Below are 20,832 nucleotides of genomic sequence, written 5' to 3' on the forward strand. Positions count from 1 at the left end.
CACCGTGTCCGTACGTGAGTTGGTGATCCTCGGCACCGCCAGTCAGGTCCCCACCCGGCACCGCAACCACAACGGCTATCTGCTGCGGTGGGACGGCGAGGGCATCCTGTTCGACCCCGGCGAGGGCACGCAGCGGCAGATGGTGCGCGCCGGGGTCGCCGCCCACGACCTGAACCGGATCTGCGTCACCCACTTCCACGGCGACCACTCCCTCGGCCTCGCCGGTGTCATCCAGCGCATCAACCTCGACCAGGTGCCGCACGAGGTCACCGCGCACTACCCACGCTCCGGCCAGCGCTTCTTCGACCGCCTGCGGTATGCCACGGCCTACCGGGAGACGGTCGGCATCACCGAGGCGCCGGTCGCCGCCGACGGCATCCTCGCGGTGTCCCCGTCGTACACGCTGGAGGCCCGCAGGCTGTCGCATCCGGTCGAGTCCTACGGCTACCGGCTGATCGAACCCGACGGCCGCCGCATGCTGCCCGACCGGCTCGCCGCGCACGGGATCACGGGCCCGGACGTCGGCCGGCTGCAGCGCGAGGGCCGGCTGGGGGACGTCACGCTGGAGGACGTCAGCGAGGTGCGGCGCGGGCAGCGGTTCGCGTTCGTCATGGACACCCGGCTCTGCGACGGCGTCCGCGCGCTCGCCGACGGCTGCGACCTGCTGGTCATCGAGTCGACCTTCCTGGACGAGGACGTCGAACTGGCCGTGGAACACGGTCACCTGACCGCCGGGCAGGCCGCCGCCGTCGCCCGGGACGCGGGCGTACGGCATCTCGTCCTCACCCACTTCAGCCAGCGCTACACCGAACCGGAGGAGTTCGAGCGGCAGGCGCGGGCGGCCGGTTTCGAGGGCGAGCTGACCGTGGCGCACGATCTGCTGCGAGTGCCGGTTCCGAAACGGCGCTGAAGCATCCGTACGATGCTTTGATGCCCCTCCCGAAAGCAGAACTGCACCTCCACATCGAAGGCACCCTGGAGCCGGAGCTGGCGTTCCAGCTGGCCGCCCGCAACGGAGTCGAGCTGCCGTACGCCGACACGGACGCCCTTCGCAAGGCCTACCAGTTCGAGGACCTCCAGTCCTTCCTGAACCTGTACTACGAGCTGATGGCCGTCCTGCGCACCGAGCAGGACTTCGCCGACCTGGCGAACGCCTACCTGGCCCGCGCGGCCGCGCAGGGCGTGCGGCACGCGGAGATCTTCTTCGACCCGCAGGCCCACCTCGCGCGGGGCATGTCCATGGGCACGGTCGTGGAGGGGCTGTGGCGGGCGCTCGGCAGCAGCGAGCGCAACCACGGGATCTCCACCAGGCTCATCCTCTGCTTCCTGCGGGACGAGTCCGCCGAGTCGGCCATGGAGACCCTGCGGGCGGCCCGGCCGTACCTGGACCGGATCACCGGGGTCGGTCTGGACTCCGCCGAGGTCGGGCATCCGCCGGCGAAGTTCCGGGAGGTGTACGAGGCGGCGGCCGCGCTCGGGCTGCGCCGGGTCGCGCACGCCGGTGAGGAGGGGCCGCCGGAGTACATCACCGAGGCCCTGGACGTGCTCGGCGTCGAGCGCGTCGACCACGGGCTGCGCTGCGTGGAGGACCCGGCGCTGGTCGAGCGGCTGGTGCGGGAGCGGATCCCGCTCACCCTGTGCCCGCTGTCCAACGTCCGCCTGCGCACGGTCGACACACTGGCCGACCACCCGCTGCCGGCCATGCTGGACGCCGGCCTGCTGTGCACGGTCAACTCCGACGACCCCGCGTACTTCGGCGGGTACGCCGGCGACAACTTCGCGGCCGTCCACCGGACCCTGGGCCTTTCGCAGGACCGGCTGCGCGAGCTGGCCCGCAACTCCTTCCTCGCCTCCTTCCTGGAGGGCGACGAGGAACTGCGGGCCCGCTACATCGCCGAGGTCGACGCGTACGAGTTCGGCGACGCCATGTCGTAGGCGCTCCGGGCGGGCACGGCGGGCGCCTCCACCGGGACTTCCACCACCGGAAGGGGCCGCCTGCCCGCCCGCAGCGCCACCGCGGTCATCGGCACGGCGATCAGCAGCAGCCCGGCGCCGAGCACCTTCCCCATCACCGGGAAGCCCGCTCCCGCCGCCAGCACACTCCCCGTCAGCGGTCCCGCCGCCGTCCCCAATGACGCCGCCGAGCCGACCAGGACCGCCCAGCGGCCGCGCGGGTCGAGGGAGGCGGCGAGGCCGATGACGTACGACAGGACGACCGGGTAGAGCAGGTTCCAGGAGATCTCGCCCGCCGCGAAGTCCGTGAGGTCGGTCGCGGACGCGCTGAGCGCGATACAGCCCGCGATCAGGGCCGTACCGGCGCCGATGGGCACCGCCTGGCCCAGCCGGGGGCCGAGCGCGCCCGCGCCGACGACCCCGACGAGCCCGGCGCCGAGCGCGACCGCGAACACCGCGCCGACGGTGACCTCGGTGAGGTGGGACTGGTCGAGTCCGATCCGGCCGCTGACCCCCCACAGGGCGTTCTGGGCGAGGGACCAGCAGGGCATGGCGGCGGCCAGCAGCAGCCCGGCGCGGAGGTGGGGAAGCCGGCCGTGCGCGACGGTCGTACGGGCCGGTGCGCTACGACCGGACAGGCGGCCGGTGAGCGGGAGGACCGCGAGTGCCGTCAGCGCGATGGCGAGCAGCGGCAGGCCGTGGCCGGGGCCGAGGTGGGGGATCGTCAGGTACAGGGCACCGGCGAGGGCGGAGACGCCGAGCAGGCCGTGGGTGGTGACCCGGTGCGGGTCCCGGTGGGCGGCGATGCCGCTCGCGGCGACCGCGGTGACCGTGCCGGACCCGAATCCGCCGATGACCGCGCCCGCGACGACGGCCGGTACGAAGGCGGTGAGGGCGGCACCGCCGTAGCCGAGGACGGCGAGCGCGAGGCCGACCCGGGCGAGCGTGCGGGGGCCGATGCGGTCGACCCGGGAGGCCAGCAGGAAGCCCGCCGCCGCCGAACTCAGCAGCAGGGCGCTGCCGATGGCCCCGGCCTGGGTGGGGGTGAGCGGAAGCGCGGAATCGAGCCGGCCGACGGTGGTCGGCAGCAGATAGGGCGCGAGATACCCGGCCGTGAAAAGGGCGACGAGGGGCCAGGGCAGGGGGCGGCGGGGGGCGGACACGGGCGTTCCCAGGCAGGCGGAAGGAAGGGCTCGAAGAAGGGGGAGGGGCGGCGACCGTCGACGGACAGGAACCCGCGAGCAAGTTGTATCAAGCACGCGGTTTCCGCAAGAAGGGCGGGCGGTGCGATCTGTGTCACTTTTCGGTTTGCTGAGCGTGGGCCCGGGTAGACGGGGCTACACTCGTTCTCATATGTAGACGTCATTCACAAGGGGAGATGATCAGGTGGGCGGCGATCCGAGTCCCGAGGGTGTGGTGCGGCGGCTGCGGGAGGGGATGGCGCGCGGGGTGCTGTCCTTCCCGCTCACCGCGTTCCACGACGACGGCTCCCTCGATCCCGGCGGCTTGCGCGCCCATGTCGCCGGCCGGCTCGCCGCCGGGCCCGGCGCCGTCTTCCCGGCCTGCGGCACCGGGGAGTTCTTCTCGCTGGACGAGGAGGAGTACCGGACCGTCGTCGCCGTCACCGTCGAGGAGGCCGCCGGCCGGGTGCCGGTCGTGGCCGGGACCGGGTACGGCTGGGCGCAGGCCGCCCGGTTCGCGCGGATCGCCGAGGAGGCCGGCGCCGACGCCCTGCTCGTGCTGCCGCACTACCTGGTCGACGCCCCGCAGGACGGCCTCGCCGCCCAGCTGGAGCGGCTCGCCGAACGCACCCGGCTGCCGCTGATCGCCTACCAGCGCGGCCAAGTCGCCTATTCCGCCGACGCGTTGAGGCGGATCGCGCGCATCCCGCACGTCATCGGCCTCAAGGACGGCCACAGCGACCTCGACCGGCTCCAGCGCCTCACCCTCGCCGCCCCCGACGGCTTCCTCTTCTTCAACGGCGCCGCCACCGCCGAGATCCAGGCCCGCGCCTACGCCACCGTCGGCGTCCCCGCCTACTCCTCCGCCGTGCACGCCTTCGCCCCCGAGATCGCCGGCGCCTTCTTCGCCGCCCTGCGGGACGCCGACCACGGGACCGCCGACAAGCTGCTGCGCGACTTCTACGTCCCGTTCGTGGAACTCCGCGACCGCGCCCCCGGATACGCCGTGTCCCTGGTGAAGGCGGCGGCCCGGCTGCGCGGGCAGCGCGTCGGACCCGTGCGCGCCCCGCTCACCGACCCCGCACCCGCCGACCTCGCCGACCTCAAGGCTCTGCTCGCCGCCGGACTCGACCTCGTAGGAGCCTCCCTGTGACCCGTGACCTGACCATCGCCGAGGTACGGCTGACGCCGATCCTGGTCGCCGACCCGCCGCTGCTCAACACCCAGGGCGTGCACCAGCCGTACACCCCGCGGCTGATCGTGGAGCTCGTCACCGCCGACGGGATCACCGGCCTCGGCGAGACCTACGGCGACACCAAGTACCTGGAACTGGCCCGTCCGCTGGCCGACCGGCTCACCGGGCGATCGGTCATGGATGTGAACGGACTGTTCGCGATCGACCTCGGCGTGGACGAGTCCCGCGTCCAGGGCGAGGTGGACGCCGGCGGGCTGCGCGGGGTGCAGAGCGCCGACAAGCTGCGGCTGTCGGTGCTGTCCGCCTTCGAGGTCGCCTGCCTGGACGCCCAGGGCAAGGCGCTCGGGCTGCCCGTGCACGCGCTGCTCGGCGGCAGGCTGCGGGACACCGTGGAGTACAGCGCCTACCTGTTCTACAAGTGGGCCGACCACCCCGAGGGCGTGGCCCGCGAGCGGGACGACTGGGGTGCCGCGCTCGATCCGGCCGGGGTCGTGGAGCAGGCGCGGAAGTTCAAGGAGCGGCACGGGTTCACGTCCTTCAAGCTCAAGGGCGGTGTCTTCCCGCCCGACGAGGAGATCGCGGCCGTACGGGCCCTCGCCGAGGCCTTCCCCGGGCATCCGCTGCGCCTCGACCCCAACGGCGCCTGGTCGGTGGAGACCTCGCTGAAGGTGGCGAAGGAACTCGGGGACGTCCTGGAGTACCTGGAGGACCCGACGCTGGGCACGCCGGCGATGGCCGAGGTGTCGGCGGGAACAGACGTCCCGCTCGCCACCAACATGTGCGTGACCACCTTCGGGGAGATCAAGGAGGCCTTCACGCGGGATGCCGTGCAGGTCGTGCTCTCCGACCACCACTACTGGGGCGGACTGCGCAACACCCAGCGGCTCGCCGCGATCTGCGCCGCCTTCGGGGTCGGGGTGTCGATGCACTCCAACACCCATCTGGGGATCAGCCTCGCCGCGATGACCCAGGTCGCGGCCACCGTCCCCGGACTTCACCACGCGTGCGACTCGCACTATCCCTGGCAGGCAGAGGACGTCCTGACCGAGCGGCTCACCTTCCGCGGCGGGAAGGCCGAGGTCTCCGACGCCCCCGGTCTCGGGGTCGAGCTCGACCGGGACGAACTGGCCCGGCTGCACCGGCGGTGGGCCGACGACGACGGCTCGCTGCGCGACCGCGACGACGCGGCCGCGATGCGGGTGGCCGAACCGGGCTGGCGGCAACCGGTGATGCCCCGCTGGTAACCCCCTGCGCGACGGGCTGATTGGTGCACACTGGCCAGATCCGCACCACGCCAGGGAGCGCACCGTGAGCCCGTCGCACACGATCACCGGAGAGGAACCGGAGCACCTCACCCAGGCCGCGCGCCGTCGGGCCCAGGTCGACCCGCTCGCCGCGCTGCGCCGGCCCGGCGACCCGCCCTGGGACGTCCATCTGACGGGCACGGTCTTCCTCGACATCATCTTCACCGGCCTGGACTCGGCGCCCGTGCGCGGCACCGAGTCCTGGGCCCGGGGCATGGGGTCCAGCCCCGGCGGGGTCGCCAACATGGCCACGGCCCTGGCCCGGCTCGGTCTGAGGACCTCCCTGGCGGCGGCCTTCGGGGACGACCACTACGGCGAGTACTGCTGGGACGCGCTCGCACAGGGCGAGGGCATCGATCTGTCGGCCTCGCGGACCGTGCCCGGCTGGCACTCGCCGGTGACGGTGTCCATGGCGTACGAGGGCGAGCGGACGATGGTGTCCCACGGGCACGAGCCGCCGCCGGAAGCCGTGCTCATCCAGGAGGGGGCCCGGGCCTGCCCGCCCCGCGCGCGTGCCGCCGTGGCCTCACTGACGCCGGGTACGCGCGCGCCGTGGATCGCGCAGGCCGCGCGGAACGGGACCCGGATCTTCGCCGACGTCGGCTGGGACGACACCGGGGCGTGGGATCTCGCCGGACTCACCGATCTGGAGCACTGCGAGGCGTTCCTGCCGAACGCGGAGGAGGCGAAGCGGTACACGGGCACCGACTGTCCGCGGCTGGCCGCGCACGCCCTGACCGAGCATGTGCCGGTGGCCGTGGTGACCCTGGGGGCGGAGGGGGCGTACGCCGTGGACCGGCGGACGGGGGAGGCGGCGGAGGTGCCGGCCATCGCCGTGGAGGCGCTGGACCCGACGGGGGCGGGGGACGTGTTCGTCGCCGGGTTCGTGACGGGGTCGCTGGCGGGGTGGCCGCTGGCGGACCGGCTGGCCTTCGCCGGGCTCACGGCGGCGCTGTCGGTGCAGGAGTTCGGGGGGTCGCTGTCGGCGCCGGGGTGGTCGGAGATCGGGGCGTGGTGGCGGCGGGTGCAGTCGGTGCCGGGGCAGGACCCCGCGGCGCTTCGCAGGTACGGCTTCCTGGACGCGCTGGTTCCGGAGGAACTGGACCGGCCGTGGCCGTTGCGCCGTGCCGTGCCCACCATCGGGTTCCGCCGGTCCAGCTGACGATCAGCGGCCGACCGGCTGAGAAGCGGCCCGGTGAAAAGTCCTACGGGCTTGTCTGTGCACCGTCGTACTCTGGAAGCGCGAGGCCGCCCTCAGCTACGCGGCCGTGATGAGGAGGAACCGCAGGCCTTCAGAGCCGGCCCATGACACAGACACCCACAGCTCACACCACCCCCGCGCAGGAGCAGGCGAGAGCGCAGTTCACCGTCCCCGCCCAGCACCCCATGGTGACCGTGCTGGGTTCCGGCGACTCCCTCCTGCGTGTGATCGAGAAGGCCTTCCCGGGGGCCGACATACATGTCCGGGGCAACGAGATCAGCGCGGTCGGCGACCCGGCCGACGTCGCTCTGATCTCGCGCGTGTTCGACGAGATGATGCTGGTGCTCCGCACCGGGCAGCCGATGACGGAGGACGCAGTGGAACGCTCGATCGCCATGCTCAAGGCGAGCGAGAACGGGACGAGCGACGGCCCCGAGACCCCGGCTCAGGTGCTGACGCAGAACATCCTGTCCTCGCGAGGCCGGACGATCCGCCCGAAGACCCTCAACCAGAAGCGGTACGTCGACGCGATAGACAAGCACACCATCGTGTTCGGCATCGGGCCCGCCGGTACCGGCAAGACCTACCTGGCCATGGCCAAGGCCGTGCAGGCCCTGCAGTCCAAGCAGGTCAACCGGATCATCCTCACCCGGCCGGCGGTGGAGGCGGGGGAGCGGCTCGGGTTCCTGCCGGGCACGCTCTACGAGAAGATCGACCCCTATCTGCGCCCGCTGTACGACGCGCTGCACGACATGCTCGACCCGGACTCCATCCCGCGGCTGATGGCGGCGGGGACGATCGAGGTCGCGCCGCTCGCGTACATGCGTGGCCGCACGCTCAACGACGCCTTCATCATCCTGGACGAGGCCCAGAACACGAGCCCCGAGCAGATGAAGATGTTCCTCACCCGCCTCGGTTTCGACTCGAAGATCGTGATCACCGGTGACGTGACGCAGGTCGACCTGCCGAACGGCACCAAGAGCGGTCTGCGGCAGGTGCAGGAGATCCTGGAGGGCGTCGAGGACGTCCACTTCTCCCGGCTGTCGTCCCACGATGTCGTACGGCACAAGCTGGTGGGCCGTATCGTCGACGCGTACGAGTTGTACGACAGCAAGTACGGCACCGAGAACGGCACCCACAAGGGCGGCCGCGGCAAGTCCGGTGCCAAGGGCTCCAAGGGGAAGTAGACCAGCACGACCATGTCGATCGACGTCAACAACGAGTCCGGTACCGAGGTCGACGAGCAGGCGATCCTCGACATCGCCCGCTACGCGCTCGCGCGGATGCGCATCCACCCGCTGTCCGAGCTCTCGGTGATCGTCGTGGACGCCGACGCCATGGAGCAGCTGCACATCCAGTGGATGGATCTGCCGGGTCCCACTGATGTCATGTCGTTCCCGATGGACGAGCTCCGGCCGCCGTCCAAGGACGACGAGGAGCCGCCGCAGGGGCTGCTCGGCGACATCGTGCTGTGCCCGGAGGTCGCCGCCAAGCAGGGCGCGGAAGCCGCGACGCAGCACTCCATGGACGAGGAGCTCCAGCTGCTCACCGTCCACGGGGTGCTGCACCTGCTCGGCTACGACCACGAGGAGCCGGACGAGAAGGCGGAGATGTTCGGGCTCCAGGCCGCCATCGTGGACGGCTGGCGGGCCGAGCGCGGGCTGACCGGGCCGTCCCCGGCGCCGACCGTCTCGTAAGCGGGCCGTATGTCTCCGCAGATCGTGGTCGGCGCGATCGCGCTGGTCGTCGTCGCCTGGCTCGCCGCCTGTGCGGAGGCGGGCCTCGCCCGGATGTCCAGTTTCCGCGCCGAGGAGGCCGTCAAGTCCGGCCGCCGCGGCAGCGCGAAGCTGGCCCAGGTCGCCGCGGACCCCACCCGCTATCTGAACGTGGCCCTGCTGGTCCGCGTCGCCTGCGAGATGGCGGCCGCGGCCGTGGTGACCTACGCGTGCCTGGAGGCGTTCAGCGCCACCTGGCAGGCCCTGCTGGTCGCCATCGGGGTCATGGTCCTGGTGTCGTACGTCGCCGTGGGGGTGTCCCCGCGGACCATCGGCCGCCAGCACCCCCTCAACACCTCGACCGTGGCGGCGTACGTGCTGCTGCCGCTGGCCCGGATCATGGGGCCGATCCCGTCCCTGCTCATCCTCATCGGTAACGCCCTCACCCCGGGCAAGGGCTTCCGGCGCGGCCCGTTCGCCTCCGAGGCCGAGCTGCGCGCGCTGGTCGACCTCGCCGAGAAGGAGTCGCTGATCGAGGACGAGGAGCGCCGCATGGTGCACTCGGTCTTCGAACTGGGCGACACGCTCGTCCGCGAGGTCATGGTGCCGCGCACCGACCTGGTCACCATCGAGCGCTTCAAGACCATCCGGCAGGCCCTCACCCTGGCCCTGCGCTCCGGGTTCTCCCGGATCCCGGTCACGGGTGAGAGCGAGGACGACATCGTCGGGATCGTGTATCTGAAGGACCTGGTCCGCAAGACGCACATCAGCCGGGAGGCGGAGAGCGACCTGGTCTCCACCGCCATGCGGCCCGCCGCCTTCGTGCCGGACACCAAGAACGCCGGTGACCTGCTGCGCGAGATGCAGAAGGAACGCAACCACGTGGCCGTCGTCATCGACGAGTACGGCGGCACCGCCGGCATCGTCACCATCGAGGACATCCTCGAGGAGATCGTCGGCGAGATCACCGACGAGTACGACCGCGAACTCCCGCCCGTCGTCGAACTCGGCGACGACCGTTACCGGGTCACCGCCCGCCTGGACATCACCGACCTCGGCGAGCTGTACGGCCTGGAGGAGTACGACGACGAGGACGTGGAGACCGTCGGCGGACTGCTCGCCAAGGCCCTCGGCCGGGTGCCCATCGCGGGCGCGTCCGCCGAGGTCGAGCTGCCCGACGAGCGCCGGCTGAAGCTGACCGCGGAGGCCGCGGCCGGCCGCCGGAACAAGATCGTGACGGTCCTGGTGGAACCCGTCCCCGTGCCGGCCGCCGAGGAGGCGCAACCCGAGTGACGCCCGAGGAACTGCGCGCCTTCTGTCTGTCCTTCGACGCCACCGAGGAGGACTTCCCGTTCAACCCGGACACCTCGGTCTTCAAGGTGCTGGGCAAGCTGTTCGCCCTGACGAACCTGGGTGCGCGGCCCCTGACGGTCAACCTCAAGTGCGATCCGGAGGACGCGGTCCGGCTGCGCGCCGAGCACGAGGGGCTGATCGTCCCCGGGTACCACATGAACAAACGGCACTGGAACACCGTGACGGTGGACGGCGGGCTGCCCGAGCGGCTGGTGAAAGAGCTGATCGAGGACTCGTACGACCTTGTCGTCGCGGGGCTGCCGAGGGCGGAGCGGCTGCGGCTGGACCGGCCGTAGGAGCCGTGCATCCGTGGCCGTGACCCCGTACGCCGCGCGCGGCCGTGTGGTGTGCACGGCCGCGCGGAGCGGGATCGTTCAGGCCCTGGACCGACGCCCGCGCAGGCCCAGTCCGACCAGGACGGCGGCGGCGAGGACGATCGCGGCGTCCAGGGCGAGGACCGTGTGGACGCCGGTCAGCAGGTCGCCGGAGGTGGTGGCCAGGACGCCCAGCAGCGGGATGCCGACCGTGATGCCGACCTGCTGGGTGGAGGTCACCAGACCGGTGGCCAGGCCCTGCTCCTGGTCCGGGACACCGGAGGTGACGGTCAGGCCGTACGAGATGATCGCGCCCAGGTGGAACATGCTGGCCACGGAGACGGCCGCCGTGGCGAGCCAGACCGACCAGACGTGGGAGGTCAGCAGGAGCAGCGTCGCGATCAGCGCGCCCTGGCCGGTCAGCGAGCCGACCAGGGTGCGGCGGGCGCCGACGCGGCCGATCACCTTCGGGGCGAGGGTGCCGGCGATGGCCGACAGCACGCCCTGGACGCCGAAGACCAGGCCGGTCTCGAAGGCCGACAGGCGCAGGATCTCCTGGAGGTACAGGGTCAGGACGAAGATGACGGTGGACATCATCGAGAAGGTGACCAGGCCGCCCAGGTTCCCCCAGGCCACCGTGCGGCGGCGCAGCATCGGCAGGGAGACGAGCGGGGCGGCCGTACGGGACTCGACGACCGTGAACGCGGTCAGCAGGAGCACGCCGGCGATCAGGCCCGTGACGACGTCGGCGCGGCCGAAGCCGTGGTCGGCGGCCGTGGACAGGGCGTAGATCAGGGACAGCAGGCCGGTGGTGACGGTGACCGCGCCGGGCACGTCCAGGCGCGGACGCTCCGGGGTGCGCGACTCCGGCAGCAGGCCCGGGGCCAGCGGCAGCACGATCAGCGCGGACACGGTGAGCAGGGCCATCGTGGAGCGCCAGCCGAGCGCGTCGGTCAGCATCCCGCCGGCGACCATGCCGACCGTGTAGCCCAGCGACATCACCGTGCCGGCGATACCGAGGGCGCGGTCGCGCGCCGGGCCCTCCGGGAACGTGGTGGTCAGCAGGGACATGGCCGTCGGGACGATCGCCGCCGCGCCGAGGCCCTGCAGCGCCCGTCCGGCCAGGAAGGACGCCGGGTCCCAGGCCAGGGTGGCCAGCAGCGAGGCCGCGCCGAACAGGGCGAGGCCGGTGAGGAACAGCTTCCGGCGGCCGTACAGGTCGCCGATGCGGCCGAAGAGGAGCAGGAAGCCGCCGGAGGGGAGCGCGAACGCGGTGACCGCCCATTGCAGGGCCGAGCGGCTCATGCCGAGGTCGGTGCCGAGTTCGGGAAGGGCCACGTTCAGGACGGAGAAGTCCAGCGCGACCATGAACTGGGCGGCGCACAGGACGAACAGGACGAGCTTGTCACGCGTCGACAACCGGGGTGGCCGGGGGGTGTCGAGCGGTGTGCCCGTGGAGGTGGTGGTCTGGGTGGTGGTGTCGATCGCCATGGCAAGAGCTTCGGGCGAGCGGAATACCGGTGGGGAGTCGGAACTTATGGTGGTGGTGGCACCACCAGACACGACGGGGACCAGCCCGACGGGGGAGGAGCGGTACGTGCCTGCTGCTGAGGCGATGAGGAGTGAACGGCGCAACGAGCTGCGTGAGTTCCTGATGAGCCGGCGGGCCCGGGTCAGCCCCGAGGAGGCCGGGCTGCCCGTGGGCGGCGGCCGGCGCCGTACGCCCGGACTGCGCCGGGAGGAGGTCGCGGTGCTCGCCGGTGTGGGCGCCTCCTGGTACCAGTGGCTGGAGCAGGGGCGGGAGATCTCCGTCTCCCCGCAGGTGCTCGACGCGGTCGCCCGGGTGCTGCGGCTGAGCGACGCCGAGCGCCGGCATCTGTACCTGCTGGCCGGGATGAACCCGCCGGCGCCCGAAGTCGCGCCGGAGAAGCGGGACATGTGCGACGGGCTGCGGCGGCTGATCGACACCTGGATGCCGTATCCGGCGCACATCATGGACGTGTACTACAACTGCGTGATGTACAACGACGCGGCCGCGATCGTGCTCGGCATGCGGCCGGACATCACGCAGAACTGTCTCGTCGACTTCTTCGTCGACCCGCTGTACCGGTCGCGCAGCCACAGCTGGGAGCAGAACGCGCGGACGGTCGTGGCGCAGTTCCGGGCGGCGTGTGCGGCGCGGCCGGACGACGAGGGGTTCCGGGCGGTGCTCGCCGAGGTGAGCGAGGCCAGCGCCGAGTTCCGGGCGATGTGGGCCGAGCGGGACATCGAGGACCAGGGGCAGATCCGCAAGGAGCTGGAGCATCCGCTGGTCGGGCTGCTGGTGGTGGAGTCGACGGTGATGAAGGTGCCGGTCCGGCCCGATCTGATGATCGTGCTGCACACTCCGCTGGACGAGGCGAACACCGCGGCGAAGCTGGAGTGGCTGGCCTCTCCCGAGGGGCGGCGGGGCGCGATGTACCCCGTGGCGGGGTGAACACGCCCGGCCTTCGTATGCTCTGGGCATGACCGAGAGCAACGCGCTTGACCCCGAGGACCGCAAGATCGTGACCCTGGCCCGTTCCGCGCGGGCCCGCAACGGTGTGCCGGAGGGGGCGGCCGTACGGGACGAGACCGGGCGCACCTATGTCGCCGGGTCGGTCGCGCTGCCCTCGCTGCGGCTGAGCGCGCTGCGGACGGCCGTCGCCATGGCGGTGGCGTCCGGTGCGACATCGCTGGAGGCGGCGGCTGTGGTGAGTGAGGCGGAGTCCGTGCCGGGCGAGGACCTGGCCGCGGTCGCCGACCTCGGGGGTGCGGGGACGCCGGTGTTGCTGGCCGGGGTCGACGGTGTGGTGCGGGTGACCGTTTCCGCCGGCTGACGCACCGAAGGACCGGCCGAACGAAAGGTCGGCCGGAATTCAACCTTGTCGTCGTCCTGCACTCGCGCATCAATGGAGCCGTACGTTTCCGACGGGCCGTCAGATCCGCACCGCCGACGCAGTGTGCCGTACCTCCTGCGCAGGCCTCCCGCCCGTCGGTGTCCCCCCACATCGCACTCCCCACAGGGAAGGGAAGCGGATCCCCATGAGAGGCAAGCGCACGGCAATGGGTGCGGCACTGGCCGCCGGGGCCCTCGCGGTCACCGGTCTCGCCTTCGCGCCCTCCGCGGCCGCCGTCACCCCACAGTCGGCGACCATCACCGCGAGCTGCGGCATCTTCGGCGGCGGAGCGGCCACGCTCACCGCCACCCAGAGCGGCACCTCGGCCACCATCACCCTCACCTCCTCCGCGATCACCGCGCCGGTCGCGGTCGCGCAGGACTCCATCTCCTCCACCCTCACCCTGGCCAAGGCCGGCGGCGGATCAGTGGTGTTCAGCGGGACCAAGAACCCCGCCATGAACACCGGCGACGCCGTCAGCGTCGGCCCGCTCCCCGGCACCGTCGCCTCCGGTGACAGCCTGGACGCCTACGGCGGCTCGCTGAAGATGGTGATCTTCGGGGTCACCGTGACCTGTACGGCGAACGGTCCGCAGGCGCCCGGCCCCTTCGTCTTCGACTGACTGAACTGAGCGTTGTGTTCCGGATGCCGCAGAAACTGATGATCCGTCAGATTTCTGCGGCATCTCCATTGACTTCTCACCCCGGCTCCACATCAATGCCCCCTGTCGGCGCAGATGAGCCGCTGCGCCCGCAACCCTCAGGAGGGGGCCCCATGGGTTCGACACCCCCAAGACCACGAAGATCCCGACGGTGGCGCTGGGCGTCCCTGTTCGGGGCGACCGCGCTCGCGGTCACCGCGGGCGGCGCGCTGGCCTGTCCGGCCGGTGCCGCCGGCACGAACGTGGACTTCGCCACGCACTGCATCCCGCCCGCCGTCGCGGGCATCCCGCCGATCGACGGCACCACGACCGCCAACGTGTCGGTGGACAACGCCACCCCCAAGGTCGGCGACACCGTCACCGTCACGTACACGGTGGTCACCGCCGCCGCCAGTAACCCCACCGACCTCGCCCTGCCCGCCGACATCATGACCCCGACCGGGAAGGTGACCCTCGGCGGCGCCCAGACGGGGGACGTGACCGTCGCCGGGCCGAAGAAGAACCCGCCGGTGCCGGGGAAGGCCGCCTTCCCGTCCTTCTCCATGACCGGCACGTTCACCGTCACCAAGGCCGGGCAGATCACCCTCTCGCCCGGCGACTACAACATCCACACCAGCTACGTCCTCGAGCTGGACACCCCCTGCACGGTCACCAACCCGCCCGCACCGGTGTCGCAGACCGTCACGGCGACCGACGGGACCCCGGCCAACACCCGGGCCATCTCGCTGAGTTCGGCCTCGGGTGACCCGGGCGCCGGTGTTACCGTCACCGGCAGCAACTTCACGCCGGGCGCCACCGTGACCCTGGCCGGGCGGTCCGGGGCCACCCAGACCGCGGACACCGCCACGGTCACGGCCGACGCGCAGGGTTCCTTCAGCGGTTCCCTCGTCGTCAAGGACAAGGCGACGACCGGGATCGTGGCCTACGAGGGCGCCTCCTGGAGCGCGGACAAGGGCGCCGGCCCCGCGGCCTACGCCGTCAACGACAACTCGCCCGTCCCGCCGGGGAGTCAGAAGCTGACGACCACCGTCAAGGCGGGCACGCTGTCCATGTCCCAGGCCGGGGACTCCGTCGCACTGTCGGCGGTCGACTTCGGCAAGGGCGGGGCCTCGGCCGGCAAGCTCCAGACCGTGACCGTGCAGGACTTCCGCGGCGGGCCCGCGGGCTGGTCCCTGACCGGCAAGGTCACCGACTTCACCGGTCCCGGCGGCAAGATCGACGCCGGGAAGCTGAGCTGGACGCCCGCGTGCGCGACCAAGGCGGGCAGCCCCAGCACCTGCAAGGCCGGCTCGGCGGGCGCCGTGGGCTCCTCGGGGGCGACCCTGGCACAGACCCCCGACGGCACGCTCACCGGCGGTCAGTTCACCGTCGACGCCGGACTCTCCCTGGACGTACCGGCGTTCACGCCTCCGGGCGCGTACTCCGGCGTGCTCACGCTGACGCTCAGCTGAGCGTGCGGGCGTCCGCACCCGCCCGTTCCTTCGTCACTCCTCCGCGGGGGTCCGCACCCATGCGCAAGCTGTACGTCCTCCTCCTGGGCCTGATGCTGGCATGGCAGGCCACGCCCGCCCACGCCGCCGACAACGGCAGCTGGTCCGTCTACCCGGTCGCCTCGAAGATCGCCGCGCGGCCCTACTTCTACCTCTCAGCCGACCCCGGCCAGACCCTCACCGACCAGGTCGCCGTCCAGAACAGGACCGGCGGGCCGCTCACCTTCCGCCTCTACGCGGCCGACGCCTACAACACCGCCCGGGACGGCGGTTTCGCCGTACGCACGCTGACGGAGCGGATGCTCGGGGTGGGCGCCTGGGCGAAGCCCGCGAGGTCGCGGATCACCGTACCGGGACACGGGACCGTCACCGTGCCGTTCACGCTGCACGTCCCGGACGGGGCCGAGCCCGGTGACCACCCCGGCGCGATCGTCGCCCTCGACGAGCGGGTCGACCCCGGCAGCGGCTCCTTGGCCCTCGGGGTGCAGCGGGCCGTCGGCGCCCGCGTCTACCTCCGGGTGAGCGGGCCCACGCTGCCCGCGCTCTCCGTCGGGCAGCTGCACATCAGCCACCACCAGCCCCTGATCCCGGGGCTCGGCACCGGCACGGCGACCGTCTCCTACACCCTGCACAACACCGGGAACGTCACCCTCGACCCGAAGGTGGAGCTGAAGGCACGCGGGCTGTTCGGCCGTACGCTGCTCGACCGCGAGCTGACCCGGGTGCCGTCCGAGCTGCTGCCGGGACAGCGGGTCCGGCTCACCGAGACCTGGTCCGGCGCTCCCCAACTCGACCGGGCCGACGTGACCTTGACCGCGAGCGCGCCCGGCACCCGGCAGTCGGCGAGCGCCTCCTTCCTCGCGCTGCCGTGGCTGGTCGCGGCGCTGGTGTTCGCCGCGGGCGCGGCGGTCGGGATGCTGCTGGTCAGAGCGCGTCGGGGCCGCGTTCGCCGGTCCGCACGCGTACGACCGTCTCCACGGGTACGGCCCACACCTTCCCGTCCCCGATCTTCCCCGTCTGCGCGGCCCTGACGATCGCGTCGATCACGGGGTCGGCGTCGGCGTCCTCCACGACGACCTCGATGCGCACCTTCGGCACCAGGTCGACGCGGTACTCGGCGCCCCGGTACACCTCGGTGTGGCCGCGCTGACGGCCGTAGCCGCTCGCCTCGGTCACGGTCAGACCGTGCACCCCCAGCTCCTGCAGGGCGGTCTTGACCGCGTCCAGACGGTACGGCTTGACGATCGCGGTGATGAGCTTCATGCCTGGGTGTCGACCTTCTGCGTGCTGGTGCCGGTGAGGACGGAGTGGGTTACCGGGGCGCCGTGGCCCAGGACCCCGTGATCGTAGGCCGTCTCGGCGTGCACTGTAAGGTCCAGGCCGGTGTGCTCCTGTTCCTCGCTCGCGCGCAGGCCCATCGCCCTGTCGAGCAGTTTGCCGAGGCCGTACGTCACCGCGAAGGCGTAGCCGGCCACGACCACCACGGCGAGCAGCTGCCTGCCGAGCGGGGCGAGTCCGCCGCCGTAGAACAGTCCCTCCGCGGCGCCGGTCATGGCCTTCTCGGCGAACAGGCCGATCAGCAGGGTGCCGATGATGCCGCCGACCAGGTGGACGCCGACGACGTCCAGGGAGTCGTCGTAGTTCAGTCTGAACTTCCAGCTGACCGCGTAGGAGCAGACGACACCGGCGGCGAGGCCGACGATCAGCGCGCCGAGCAGGGAGACCGTGCCGCAGGAGGGCGTGATCGCGACGAGACCGGCCACCGCGCCGGAGGCGGCGCCGAGGGTGGTGGGATGTCCGTCCCGCTTCTGTTCGACGAAGAGCCAGCCGAGCAGGCCGGTGCAGCCGGCGGCGAGGGTGTTGAGGAAGGCCGCCGCGGCGAGGCCGTTCGCGCCGAGCGCGGAGCCCGCGTTGAAGCCGAACCAGCCGAACCAGAGCAGACCGGCGCCGAGGATCACCATGGGCAGGTTGTGCGGGCGCATGGCGTCCTTCTTGAAGCCCAGCCGGGGCCCGAGGACCAGGCACAGGGCGAGACCGGAGGCGCCGGAGGTGATCTCGACGGGCAGACCGCCCGCGAAGTCGAGCGCGCCGAGCCTGCCGGCGATCCAGCCGCCGGGGCCCCACACCCAGTGGGTGACCGGAACGTATACGAGCAGGGTCCACACCGGGACGAAGACCAGCCACGCCGAGAATTTCGTACGGTCGGCGACCGCGCCGCTGATCAGGGCGGCCGTGATGATCGCGAAGGTGAGCTGGAAGGTGGCGAACAGGGCGGTGGGGACGGTGCCGTGCACGCTGCCCGGGGTGATGTGCGCCATGCCGGCGTGGTGGAGCCCGCCGATGAGCCCGCCGAACGCGTCGTCGCCGAAGGCGAGGGAGTAGCCGGCCACCAGCCAGACCACCGTGACCAGGGCGATCGACACGAAGCTCATCATCAGCATGTTGAGGACGCTCTTCGTGCGGACCATGCCGCCGTAGAACAGGGCCAGGCCCGGGGTCATCAGCAGGACGAGGGCGGTCGCGGCGAGCAGCCAGGCGGTGTCGCCGGTGTCGACGTGCGCGGCGGCGAGGGTCACGGGCGTCTCCAACGGGTCTGCGGGCTCGTCAGAGGGTCACCGGTGCGCGTTTCCGGTTGCGTACGGGTGTGTTTCCGTGACGTTTCGTTGCGTGCGGGTTTCCGGAACCTCACCGGGAGGGGCGGTGCGCACCGCTGGTACGGCGGGGTCCTGTGGATCAGGGACAATGAACGCCATGAGCGTTCGTACCCCGTCATCCGAAGAGCCGGCCGAGACCGTCCACCGCGCCGGCTTCGCCTGCTTCGTGGGCCGTCCCAACGCGGGCAAGTCCACCCTCACGAACGCTCTGGTCGGGCAGAAGGTGGCGATCACCGCGAACCAGCCGCAGACCACGCGGCACACGGTACGGGGGATCGTGCACCGGCCCGACGCCCAGCTGATCCTGGTGGACACCCCGGGGCTCCACAAGCCGCGCACGCTGCTCGGCGAGCGCCTGAACGACGTGGTCCGTACGACCTGGGCCGAGGTCGACGTGATCGGCTTCTGCCTGCCGGCGAACGAGAAGATCGGACCCGGTGACCGCTTCATCGCCAAGGAGCTGGCCGGGATCAGGAAGACCCCGAAGGTCGCGATCGTCACCAAGACGGACCTGGTCGACTCCAAGACCCTCGCCGAGCAGCTGATCGCCATCGACCAGCTGGGCAAGGACCTGGGCATCGAGTGGGCGGAGATCGTGCCGGTGTCGGCGGTCGGCGCCAAGCAGGTGGATCTCCTGGCCGACCTCCTCATCCCCCTCCTCCCAGAGGGCCCGGCCCTCTACCCCGAGGGCGACCTCACGGACGAGCCCGAGCAGGTCATGATCGCGGAGCTCATCCGCGAGGCGGCCTTGGAGGGTGTCCGCGACGAACTGCCGCACTCCATCGCCGTGGTCGTGGAGGAGATGCTCCCGCGTGAGGACCGCCCCGCGGACCGTCCCCTGCTGGACATCCACGCCAACGTCTACATCGAGCGCCCCAGCCAGAAGGGCATCATCATCGGCCCCAAGGGCAAGCGCCTGAAGGAGGTCGGCATCAAGTCCCGCAAGCACATCGAGGCACTCCTCGGGACACCGGTCTTCCTGGACCTGCATGTGAAGGTGGCGAAGGACTGGCAGCGCGACCCGAAGCAGCTGCGCAGGCTCGGGTTCTAACCGACGGCACCCCGCGGGGTCATGTCCTGCAGCCCCACCACCCGCAGCAACTGCAGCCGCTCGTACGACTCCGTGCCCGGGCGGGCCGTGTGGAGGATGAGGTGGTGGCGGTGGTCGTCGGTCAGGAGGACCTCGCAGTCGAGTTCGAGGAGGCCGACCACCGGGTGCCGGAAACGCTTCGTCGTGCTGCGCCGTACCGCCACCTCGTGCTGCTCCCAGAGGCGGGCGAACTCCTCGCTGCCGGCGCGGAGTTCGGCCACCAGGGCGGCCGGCTCGGGGTCGTCGGGGCGGGCGGCGGCCACCGCGCGCAGGTTCGCCACGTGCTGGCGGGCGTGGTCCGGCACGTCCTCCGGTGGGAAGAGGTCGCGCCCCGCGGGGTCCAGGAAGAAGCGGCGGACCAGGTTGCGTGCGCGCGGCGGGCGGGCCAGCGCGTCGCCTGAGAGAGCCCTGGACATCGCGTTCTGCGCCAGAACCTCCCCGCAGTCCGTCACCACCAGCGCCGGCGCGTCGTGCAGCCGGTCCAGGACCAGCAGCAGCCCGGGCCGGACGTGGGTGGAGACCGCCTCCCGGCGGGGCGGCTCCTCGCCCGCCAGGTGGAAGAGGTGGTCCCGCTCGTCGTCGGTCAGGCGCAGCGCCCGGGCCAGTGCCGTGAGCATCTGCCGGGACGGGCGCGGGCCCCGGCACTGTTCCAGCCGGGTGTAGTAGTCGGCCGACATGCCGGCCAGCGATGCCACCTCCTCCCGCCGCAGGCCCGGGGTACGGCGGCGGGCGCCGGGCGGGAGGCCCACGTCGGCCGGGTCCAGGCGGGCACGGCCACGGCGCAGGAAGTCGGCGAGTTCGGCTCGGTTCACCTCTTCAGGGTGGGGCAGCGCGCAGGAGTTATCCAGGGAGTGCCGGTCCCCTGATCGGGAGGTCTCTCCCGGCCGGCGCGACACGGTCCGACAGTGGTGGCACCAGGTCGAGAGGAGCAGAAGATGCTGACATTGGTGACGGGCACCACGGGACAGGTCGGCCGGCGCTTCGTGCCGAGGCTGCTGGCGCAGCTGCAGCCCGGCGAGCAGGTACGGGTCCTGGTGCGGGACGCGCCGCGCGGCGAGGCCTTCGCGGAGCTGGGCGCCCAGGTCGCGGTCGGCGATCTGCGGGACGACGAGACGCTCGGCAAGGCGCTCGCCGGGGTGGACGCGGTCGTGAACATCGCGGCGTCCTTCCGCGGGTGCCGGACGAGGAGGCGTGGGCCGTCAACCGGGACGCGGCCGTGTCGCTGGGCCGCGCCGCACTCGCCTCGGGCGTGCGGCGCTTCGTGCAGGTCAGCACGGGGCTGGTGTACGGCGTCGGGCGGGGGCGCCCGCTGACCGAGGACGACGAGACCCGGCCCGGCGGCGCGATGTGGGGCGCCTATCCCGAGGCCAAGGCGGCGGCCGAACGGGAACTGCTCGCACTGGAGGGCATGGAGGTCCGGGTGGCCCGGCTGCCCTTCGTCTACGGCGAGGGCGACCCGCACCTCGCCCAGTCCCTGCGCTGGGCCGCGCACTGGGCGTCCACCCAGCGGCTGCACATGGGCCACCACGCCGACGTCGCCCAGGGACTGCTGCGCCTGCTGTACGCACCGGCGGTGAGCGGCCCGGTCTACAACATCGCCGACGACGCCCCCGTCACGGCGGTCGAACTGCACCAGCTCAACGGCGTCGAGCCGCCCGCCGACCTGCACACCCGGACCGACCCCGACCCGTGGCTGGGGATCATGTCCACGCAGAGGATCCGCCGGGACCTCGGATTCCGGCCCCTCCACCCGAGCGTCTGGGCCGCCCGCGACGCCGGAGCCCTCTGAGCCTCCGGTCGGCC

General features: G+C 71.9%; 20 protein-coding genes and 1 pseudogene. 16 read left to right on the forward strand and 5 right to left on the reverse strand.

All coding sequences use genetic code 11. The annotated features are described in order from the left end of the window. Window positions 1-4 precede the first annotated feature (4 nt). Window positions 5-910, forward strand: coding sequence for a ribonuclease Z (locus ABT288_RS18425; RefSeq protein WP_351608531.1), 906 nt, complete (start codon window positions 5-7; stop codon window positions 908-910). Window positions 911-930: 20 nt separating this feature from the next. After that, a complete protein-coding gene (locus tag ABT288_RS18430; protein WP_351608534.1) occupies window positions 931-1,935 on the forward strand; it encodes an adenosine deaminase in 1,005 nt (334 codons plus the stop codon). On the opposite strand, the gene ABT288_RS18435 is transcribed toward ABT288_RS18430, so the two are convergent. Continuing rightward, window positions 1,887-3,116, reverse strand: a complete 1,230-nt coding sequence (locus tag ABT288_RS18435) for an MFS transporter (RefSeq protein WP_351608535.1) — start codon at window positions 3,114-3,116, stop codon at window positions 1,887-1,889. The genes ABT288_RS18430 and ABT288_RS18435 overlap by 49 nt on opposite strands. 274 nt (window positions 3,117-3,390) lie before the next feature. On the opposite strand from ABT288_RS18435, the gene ABT288_RS18440 reads away from it, so the two are divergent. The 7 genes from ABT288_RS18440 to ABT288_RS18470 all read left to right on the forward strand — a co-directional run bounded on the left by ABT288_RS18440 (window position 3,391) and on the right by ABT288_RS18470 (window position 10,198). Continuing rightward, on the forward strand, window positions 3,391-4,287 hold the full coding sequence (locus tag ABT288_RS18440; protein ID WP_351608606.1) for a 5-dehydro-4-deoxyglucarate dehydratase: 897 nt from the start codon (window positions 3,391-3,393) through the stop codon (window positions 4,285-4,287). Then, complete coding sequence (locus ABT288_RS18445) at window positions 4,284-5,573, forward strand: glucarate dehydratase family protein (RefSeq protein WP_351608538.1); 1,290 nt, start codon at window positions 4,284-4,286, stop codon at window positions 5,571-5,573. Before ABT288_RS18440 ends, ABT288_RS18445 begins: the two co-directional genes overlap by 4 nt. Window positions 5,574-5,637: 64 nt before the next feature. Further along, on the forward strand, window positions 5,638-6,795 hold the full coding sequence (locus tag ABT288_RS18450) for a carbohydrate kinase family protein (RefSeq protein ID WP_351608540.1): 1,158 nt from the start codon (window positions 5,638-5,640) through the stop codon (window positions 6,793-6,795). Window positions 6,796-6,938: 143 nt separating this feature from the next. After that, window positions 6,939-8,021 carry a PhoH family protein gene (locus ABT288_RS18455; RefSeq protein WP_351608543.1) on the forward strand — a complete coding sequence of 361 codons (1,083 nt, stop codon included), beginning with the start codon at window positions 6,939-6,941 and terminating at the stop codon, window positions 8,019-8,021. Window positions 8,022-8,033: 12 nt separating this feature from the next. Further along, complete coding sequence (ybeY, locus tag ABT288_RS18460; RefSeq protein WP_351608546.1) at window positions 8,034-8,531, forward strand: rRNA maturation RNase YbeY; 498 nt, start codon at window positions 8,034-8,036, stop codon at window positions 8,529-8,531. 9 nt (window positions 8,532-8,540) lie between these two features. Continuing rightward, window positions 8,541-9,842 carry a hemolysin family protein gene (locus ABT288_RS18465; RefSeq protein ID WP_351608549.1) on the forward strand — a complete coding sequence of 434 codons (1,302 nt, stop codon included), beginning with the start codon at window positions 8,541-8,543 and terminating at the stop codon, window positions 9,840-9,842. Continuing rightward, window positions 9,839-10,198 carry an MmcQ/YjbR family DNA-binding protein gene (locus tag ABT288_RS18470; protein ID WP_351608551.1) on the forward strand — a complete coding sequence of 120 codons (360 nt, stop codon included), beginning with the start codon at window positions 9,839-9,841 and terminating at the stop codon, window positions 10,196-10,198. Before ABT288_RS18465 ends, ABT288_RS18470 begins: the two co-directional genes overlap by 4 nt. A 78-nt stretch (window positions 10,199-10,276) precedes the next feature. On the opposite strand, the gene ABT288_RS18475 is transcribed toward ABT288_RS18470, so the two are convergent. Further along, window positions 10,277-11,707 carry an MFS transporter gene (locus ABT288_RS18475; RefSeq protein ID WP_351608554.1) on the reverse strand — a complete coding sequence of 477 codons (1,431 nt, stop codon included), beginning with the start codon at window positions 11,705-11,707 and terminating at the stop codon, window positions 10,277-10,279. A 124-nt stretch (window positions 11,708-11,831) separates the two neighbouring features. Here ABT288_RS18475 and ABT288_RS18480 point away from each other — a divergent pair, with 124 nt between their 5' ends. From ABT288_RS18480 to ABT288_RS18500, 5 genes are all read left to right on the forward strand, one after another. Further along, window positions 11,832-12,692 (forward strand): helix-turn-helix transcriptional regulator, encoded by an 861-nt coding sequence (locus ABT288_RS18480; protein ID WP_351608608.1) that lies wholly within the window; start codon window positions 11,832-11,834, stop codon window positions 12,690-12,692. Between the two features lie 28 nt (window positions 12,693-12,720). After that, window positions 12,721-13,074 carry a cytidine deaminase-like protein gene (locus tag ABT288_RS18485; RefSeq protein ID WP_351608557.1) on the forward strand — a complete coding sequence of 118 codons (354 nt, stop codon included), beginning with the start codon at window positions 12,721-12,723 and terminating at the stop codon, window positions 13,072-13,074. A 205-nt stretch (window positions 13,075-13,279) separates the two neighbouring features. Next, window positions 13,280-13,756 carry a hypothetical protein gene (locus ABT288_RS18490; RefSeq protein WP_351608560.1) on the forward strand — a complete coding sequence of 159 codons (477 nt, stop codon included), beginning with the start codon at window positions 13,280-13,282 and terminating at the stop codon, window positions 13,754-13,756. Window positions 13,757-13,908: 152 nt separating this feature from the next. Then, window positions 13,909-15,246 carry a beta-xylosidase gene (locus ABT288_RS18495; protein WP_351608562.1) on the forward strand — a complete coding sequence of 446 codons (1,338 nt, stop codon included), beginning with the start codon at window positions 13,909-13,911 and terminating at the stop codon, window positions 15,244-15,246. Window positions 15,247-15,305: 59 nt separating this feature from the next. Continuing rightward, a complete protein-coding gene (locus ABT288_RS18500; RefSeq protein ID WP_351608565.1) occupies window positions 15,306-16,316 on the forward strand; it encodes a WxL protein peptidoglycan domain-containing protein in 1,011 nt (336 codons plus the stop codon). Here the strand turns inward: ABT288_RS18500 and ABT288_RS18505 are convergent. Together ABT288_RS18505 and ABT288_RS18510 are read right to left on the reverse strand one after the other, a co-directional pair. Further along, a complete protein-coding gene (locus tag ABT288_RS18505; RefSeq protein ID WP_351608567.1) occupies window positions 16,210-16,548 on the reverse strand; it encodes a P-II family nitrogen regulator in 339 nt (112 codons plus the stop codon). The two genes, ABT288_RS18500 and ABT288_RS18505, sit on opposite strands and share 107 nt — an antisense overlap. Beyond that, window positions 16,545-17,861 carry an ammonium transporter gene (locus ABT288_RS18510; RefSeq protein ID WP_351608570.1) on the reverse strand — a complete coding sequence of 439 codons (1,317 nt, stop codon included), beginning with the start codon at window positions 17,859-17,861 and terminating at the stop codon, window positions 16,545-16,547. The genes ABT288_RS18505 and ABT288_RS18510 overlap by 4 nt, the downstream gene beginning before the upstream one ends. A gap of 175 nt (window positions 17,862-18,036) precedes the next feature. Here ABT288_RS18510 and era point away from each other — a divergent pair, with 175 nt between their 5' ends. Beyond that, window positions 18,037-18,990 carry a GTPase Era gene (gene era / locus ABT288_RS18515; RefSeq protein ID WP_351608573.1) on the forward strand — a complete coding sequence of 318 codons (954 nt, stop codon included), beginning with the start codon at window positions 18,037-18,039 and terminating at the stop codon, window positions 18,988-18,990. On the opposite strand, the gene ABT288_RS18520 is transcribed toward era, so the two are convergent. Beyond that, complete coding sequence (locus ABT288_RS18520) at window positions 18,987-19,841, reverse strand: helix-turn-helix transcriptional regulator (protein ID WP_351608576.1); 855 nt, start codon at window positions 19,839-19,841, stop codon at window positions 18,987-18,989. The genes era and ABT288_RS18520 overlap by 4 nt on opposite strands. Window positions 19,842-19,964: 123 nt before the next feature. Between ABT288_RS18520 and ABT288_RS18525 the strand changes: the two are divergent. Beyond that, window positions 19,965-20,818, forward strand: a pseudogene (locus tag ABT288_RS18525) (NAD-dependent epimerase/dehydratase family protein). Window positions 20,819-20,832: the final 14 nt, after the last annotated feature.

The organism is Streptomyces sp. NPDC001093 (assembly GCF_040298985.1).
In the GTDB taxonomy this organism is placed as follows: domain Bacteria; phylum Actinomycetota; class Actinomycetes; order Streptomycetales; family Streptomycetaceae; genus Streptomyces.

Bases quoted from the DNA above. Each gene is read 5' to 3' on its own strand.
- ABT288_RS18430 (WP_351608534.1), top strand. From the start codon at position 931: ATGCCCCTCCCGAAAGCAGAACTGCACCTCCACATCGAAGGCACCCTG.
- ABT288_RS18440 (WP_351608606.1), top strand. From the start codon at position 3,391: ATGGCGCGCGGGGTGCTGTCCTTCCCGCTCACCGCGTTCCACGACGAC.
- ABT288_RS18455 (WP_351608543.1), top strand. From the start codon at position 6,939: ATGACACAGACACCCACAGCTCACACCACCCCCGCGCAGGAGCAGGCG.
- ybeY (WP_351608546.1), top strand. From the start codon at position 8,034: ATGTCGATCGACGTCAACAACGAGTCCGGTACCGAGGTCGACGAGCAG.
- ABT288_RS18465 (WP_351608549.1), top strand. From the start codon at position 8,541: ATGTCTCCGCAGATCGTGGTCGGCGCGATCGCGCTGGTCGTCGTCGCC.
- ABT288_RS18475 (WP_351608554.1), bottom strand. From the start codon at position 11,707: ATGGCGATCGACACCACCACCCAGACCACCACCTCCACGGGCACACCG.
- ABT288_RS18480 (WP_351608608.1), top strand. From the start codon at position 11,832: ATGAGGAGTGAACGGCGCAACGAGCTGCGTGAGTTCCTGATGAGCCGG.
- ABT288_RS18485 (WP_351608557.1), top strand. From the start codon at position 12,721: ATGACCGAGAGCAACGCGCTTGACCCCGAGGACCGCAAGATCGTGACC.
- ABT288_RS18490 (WP_351608560.1), top strand. From the start codon at position 13,280: ATGAGAGGCAAGCGCACGGCAATGGGTGCGGCACTGGCCGCCGGGGCC.
- ABT288_RS18495 (WP_351608562.1), top strand. From the start codon at position 13,909: ATGGGTTCGACACCCCCAAGACCACGAAGATCCCGACGGTGGCGCTGG.
- ABT288_RS18500 (WP_351608565.1), top strand. From the start codon at position 15,306: ATGCGCAAGCTGTACGTCCTCCTCCTGGGCCTGATGCTGGCATGGCAG.
- ABT288_RS18505 (WP_351608567.1), bottom strand. From the start codon at position 16,548: ATGAAGCTCATCACCGCGATCGTCAAGCCGTACCGTCTGGACGCGGTC.
- era (WP_351608573.1), top strand. From the start codon at position 18,037: ATGAGCGTTCGTACCCCGTCATCCGAAGAGCCGGCCGAGACCGTCCAC.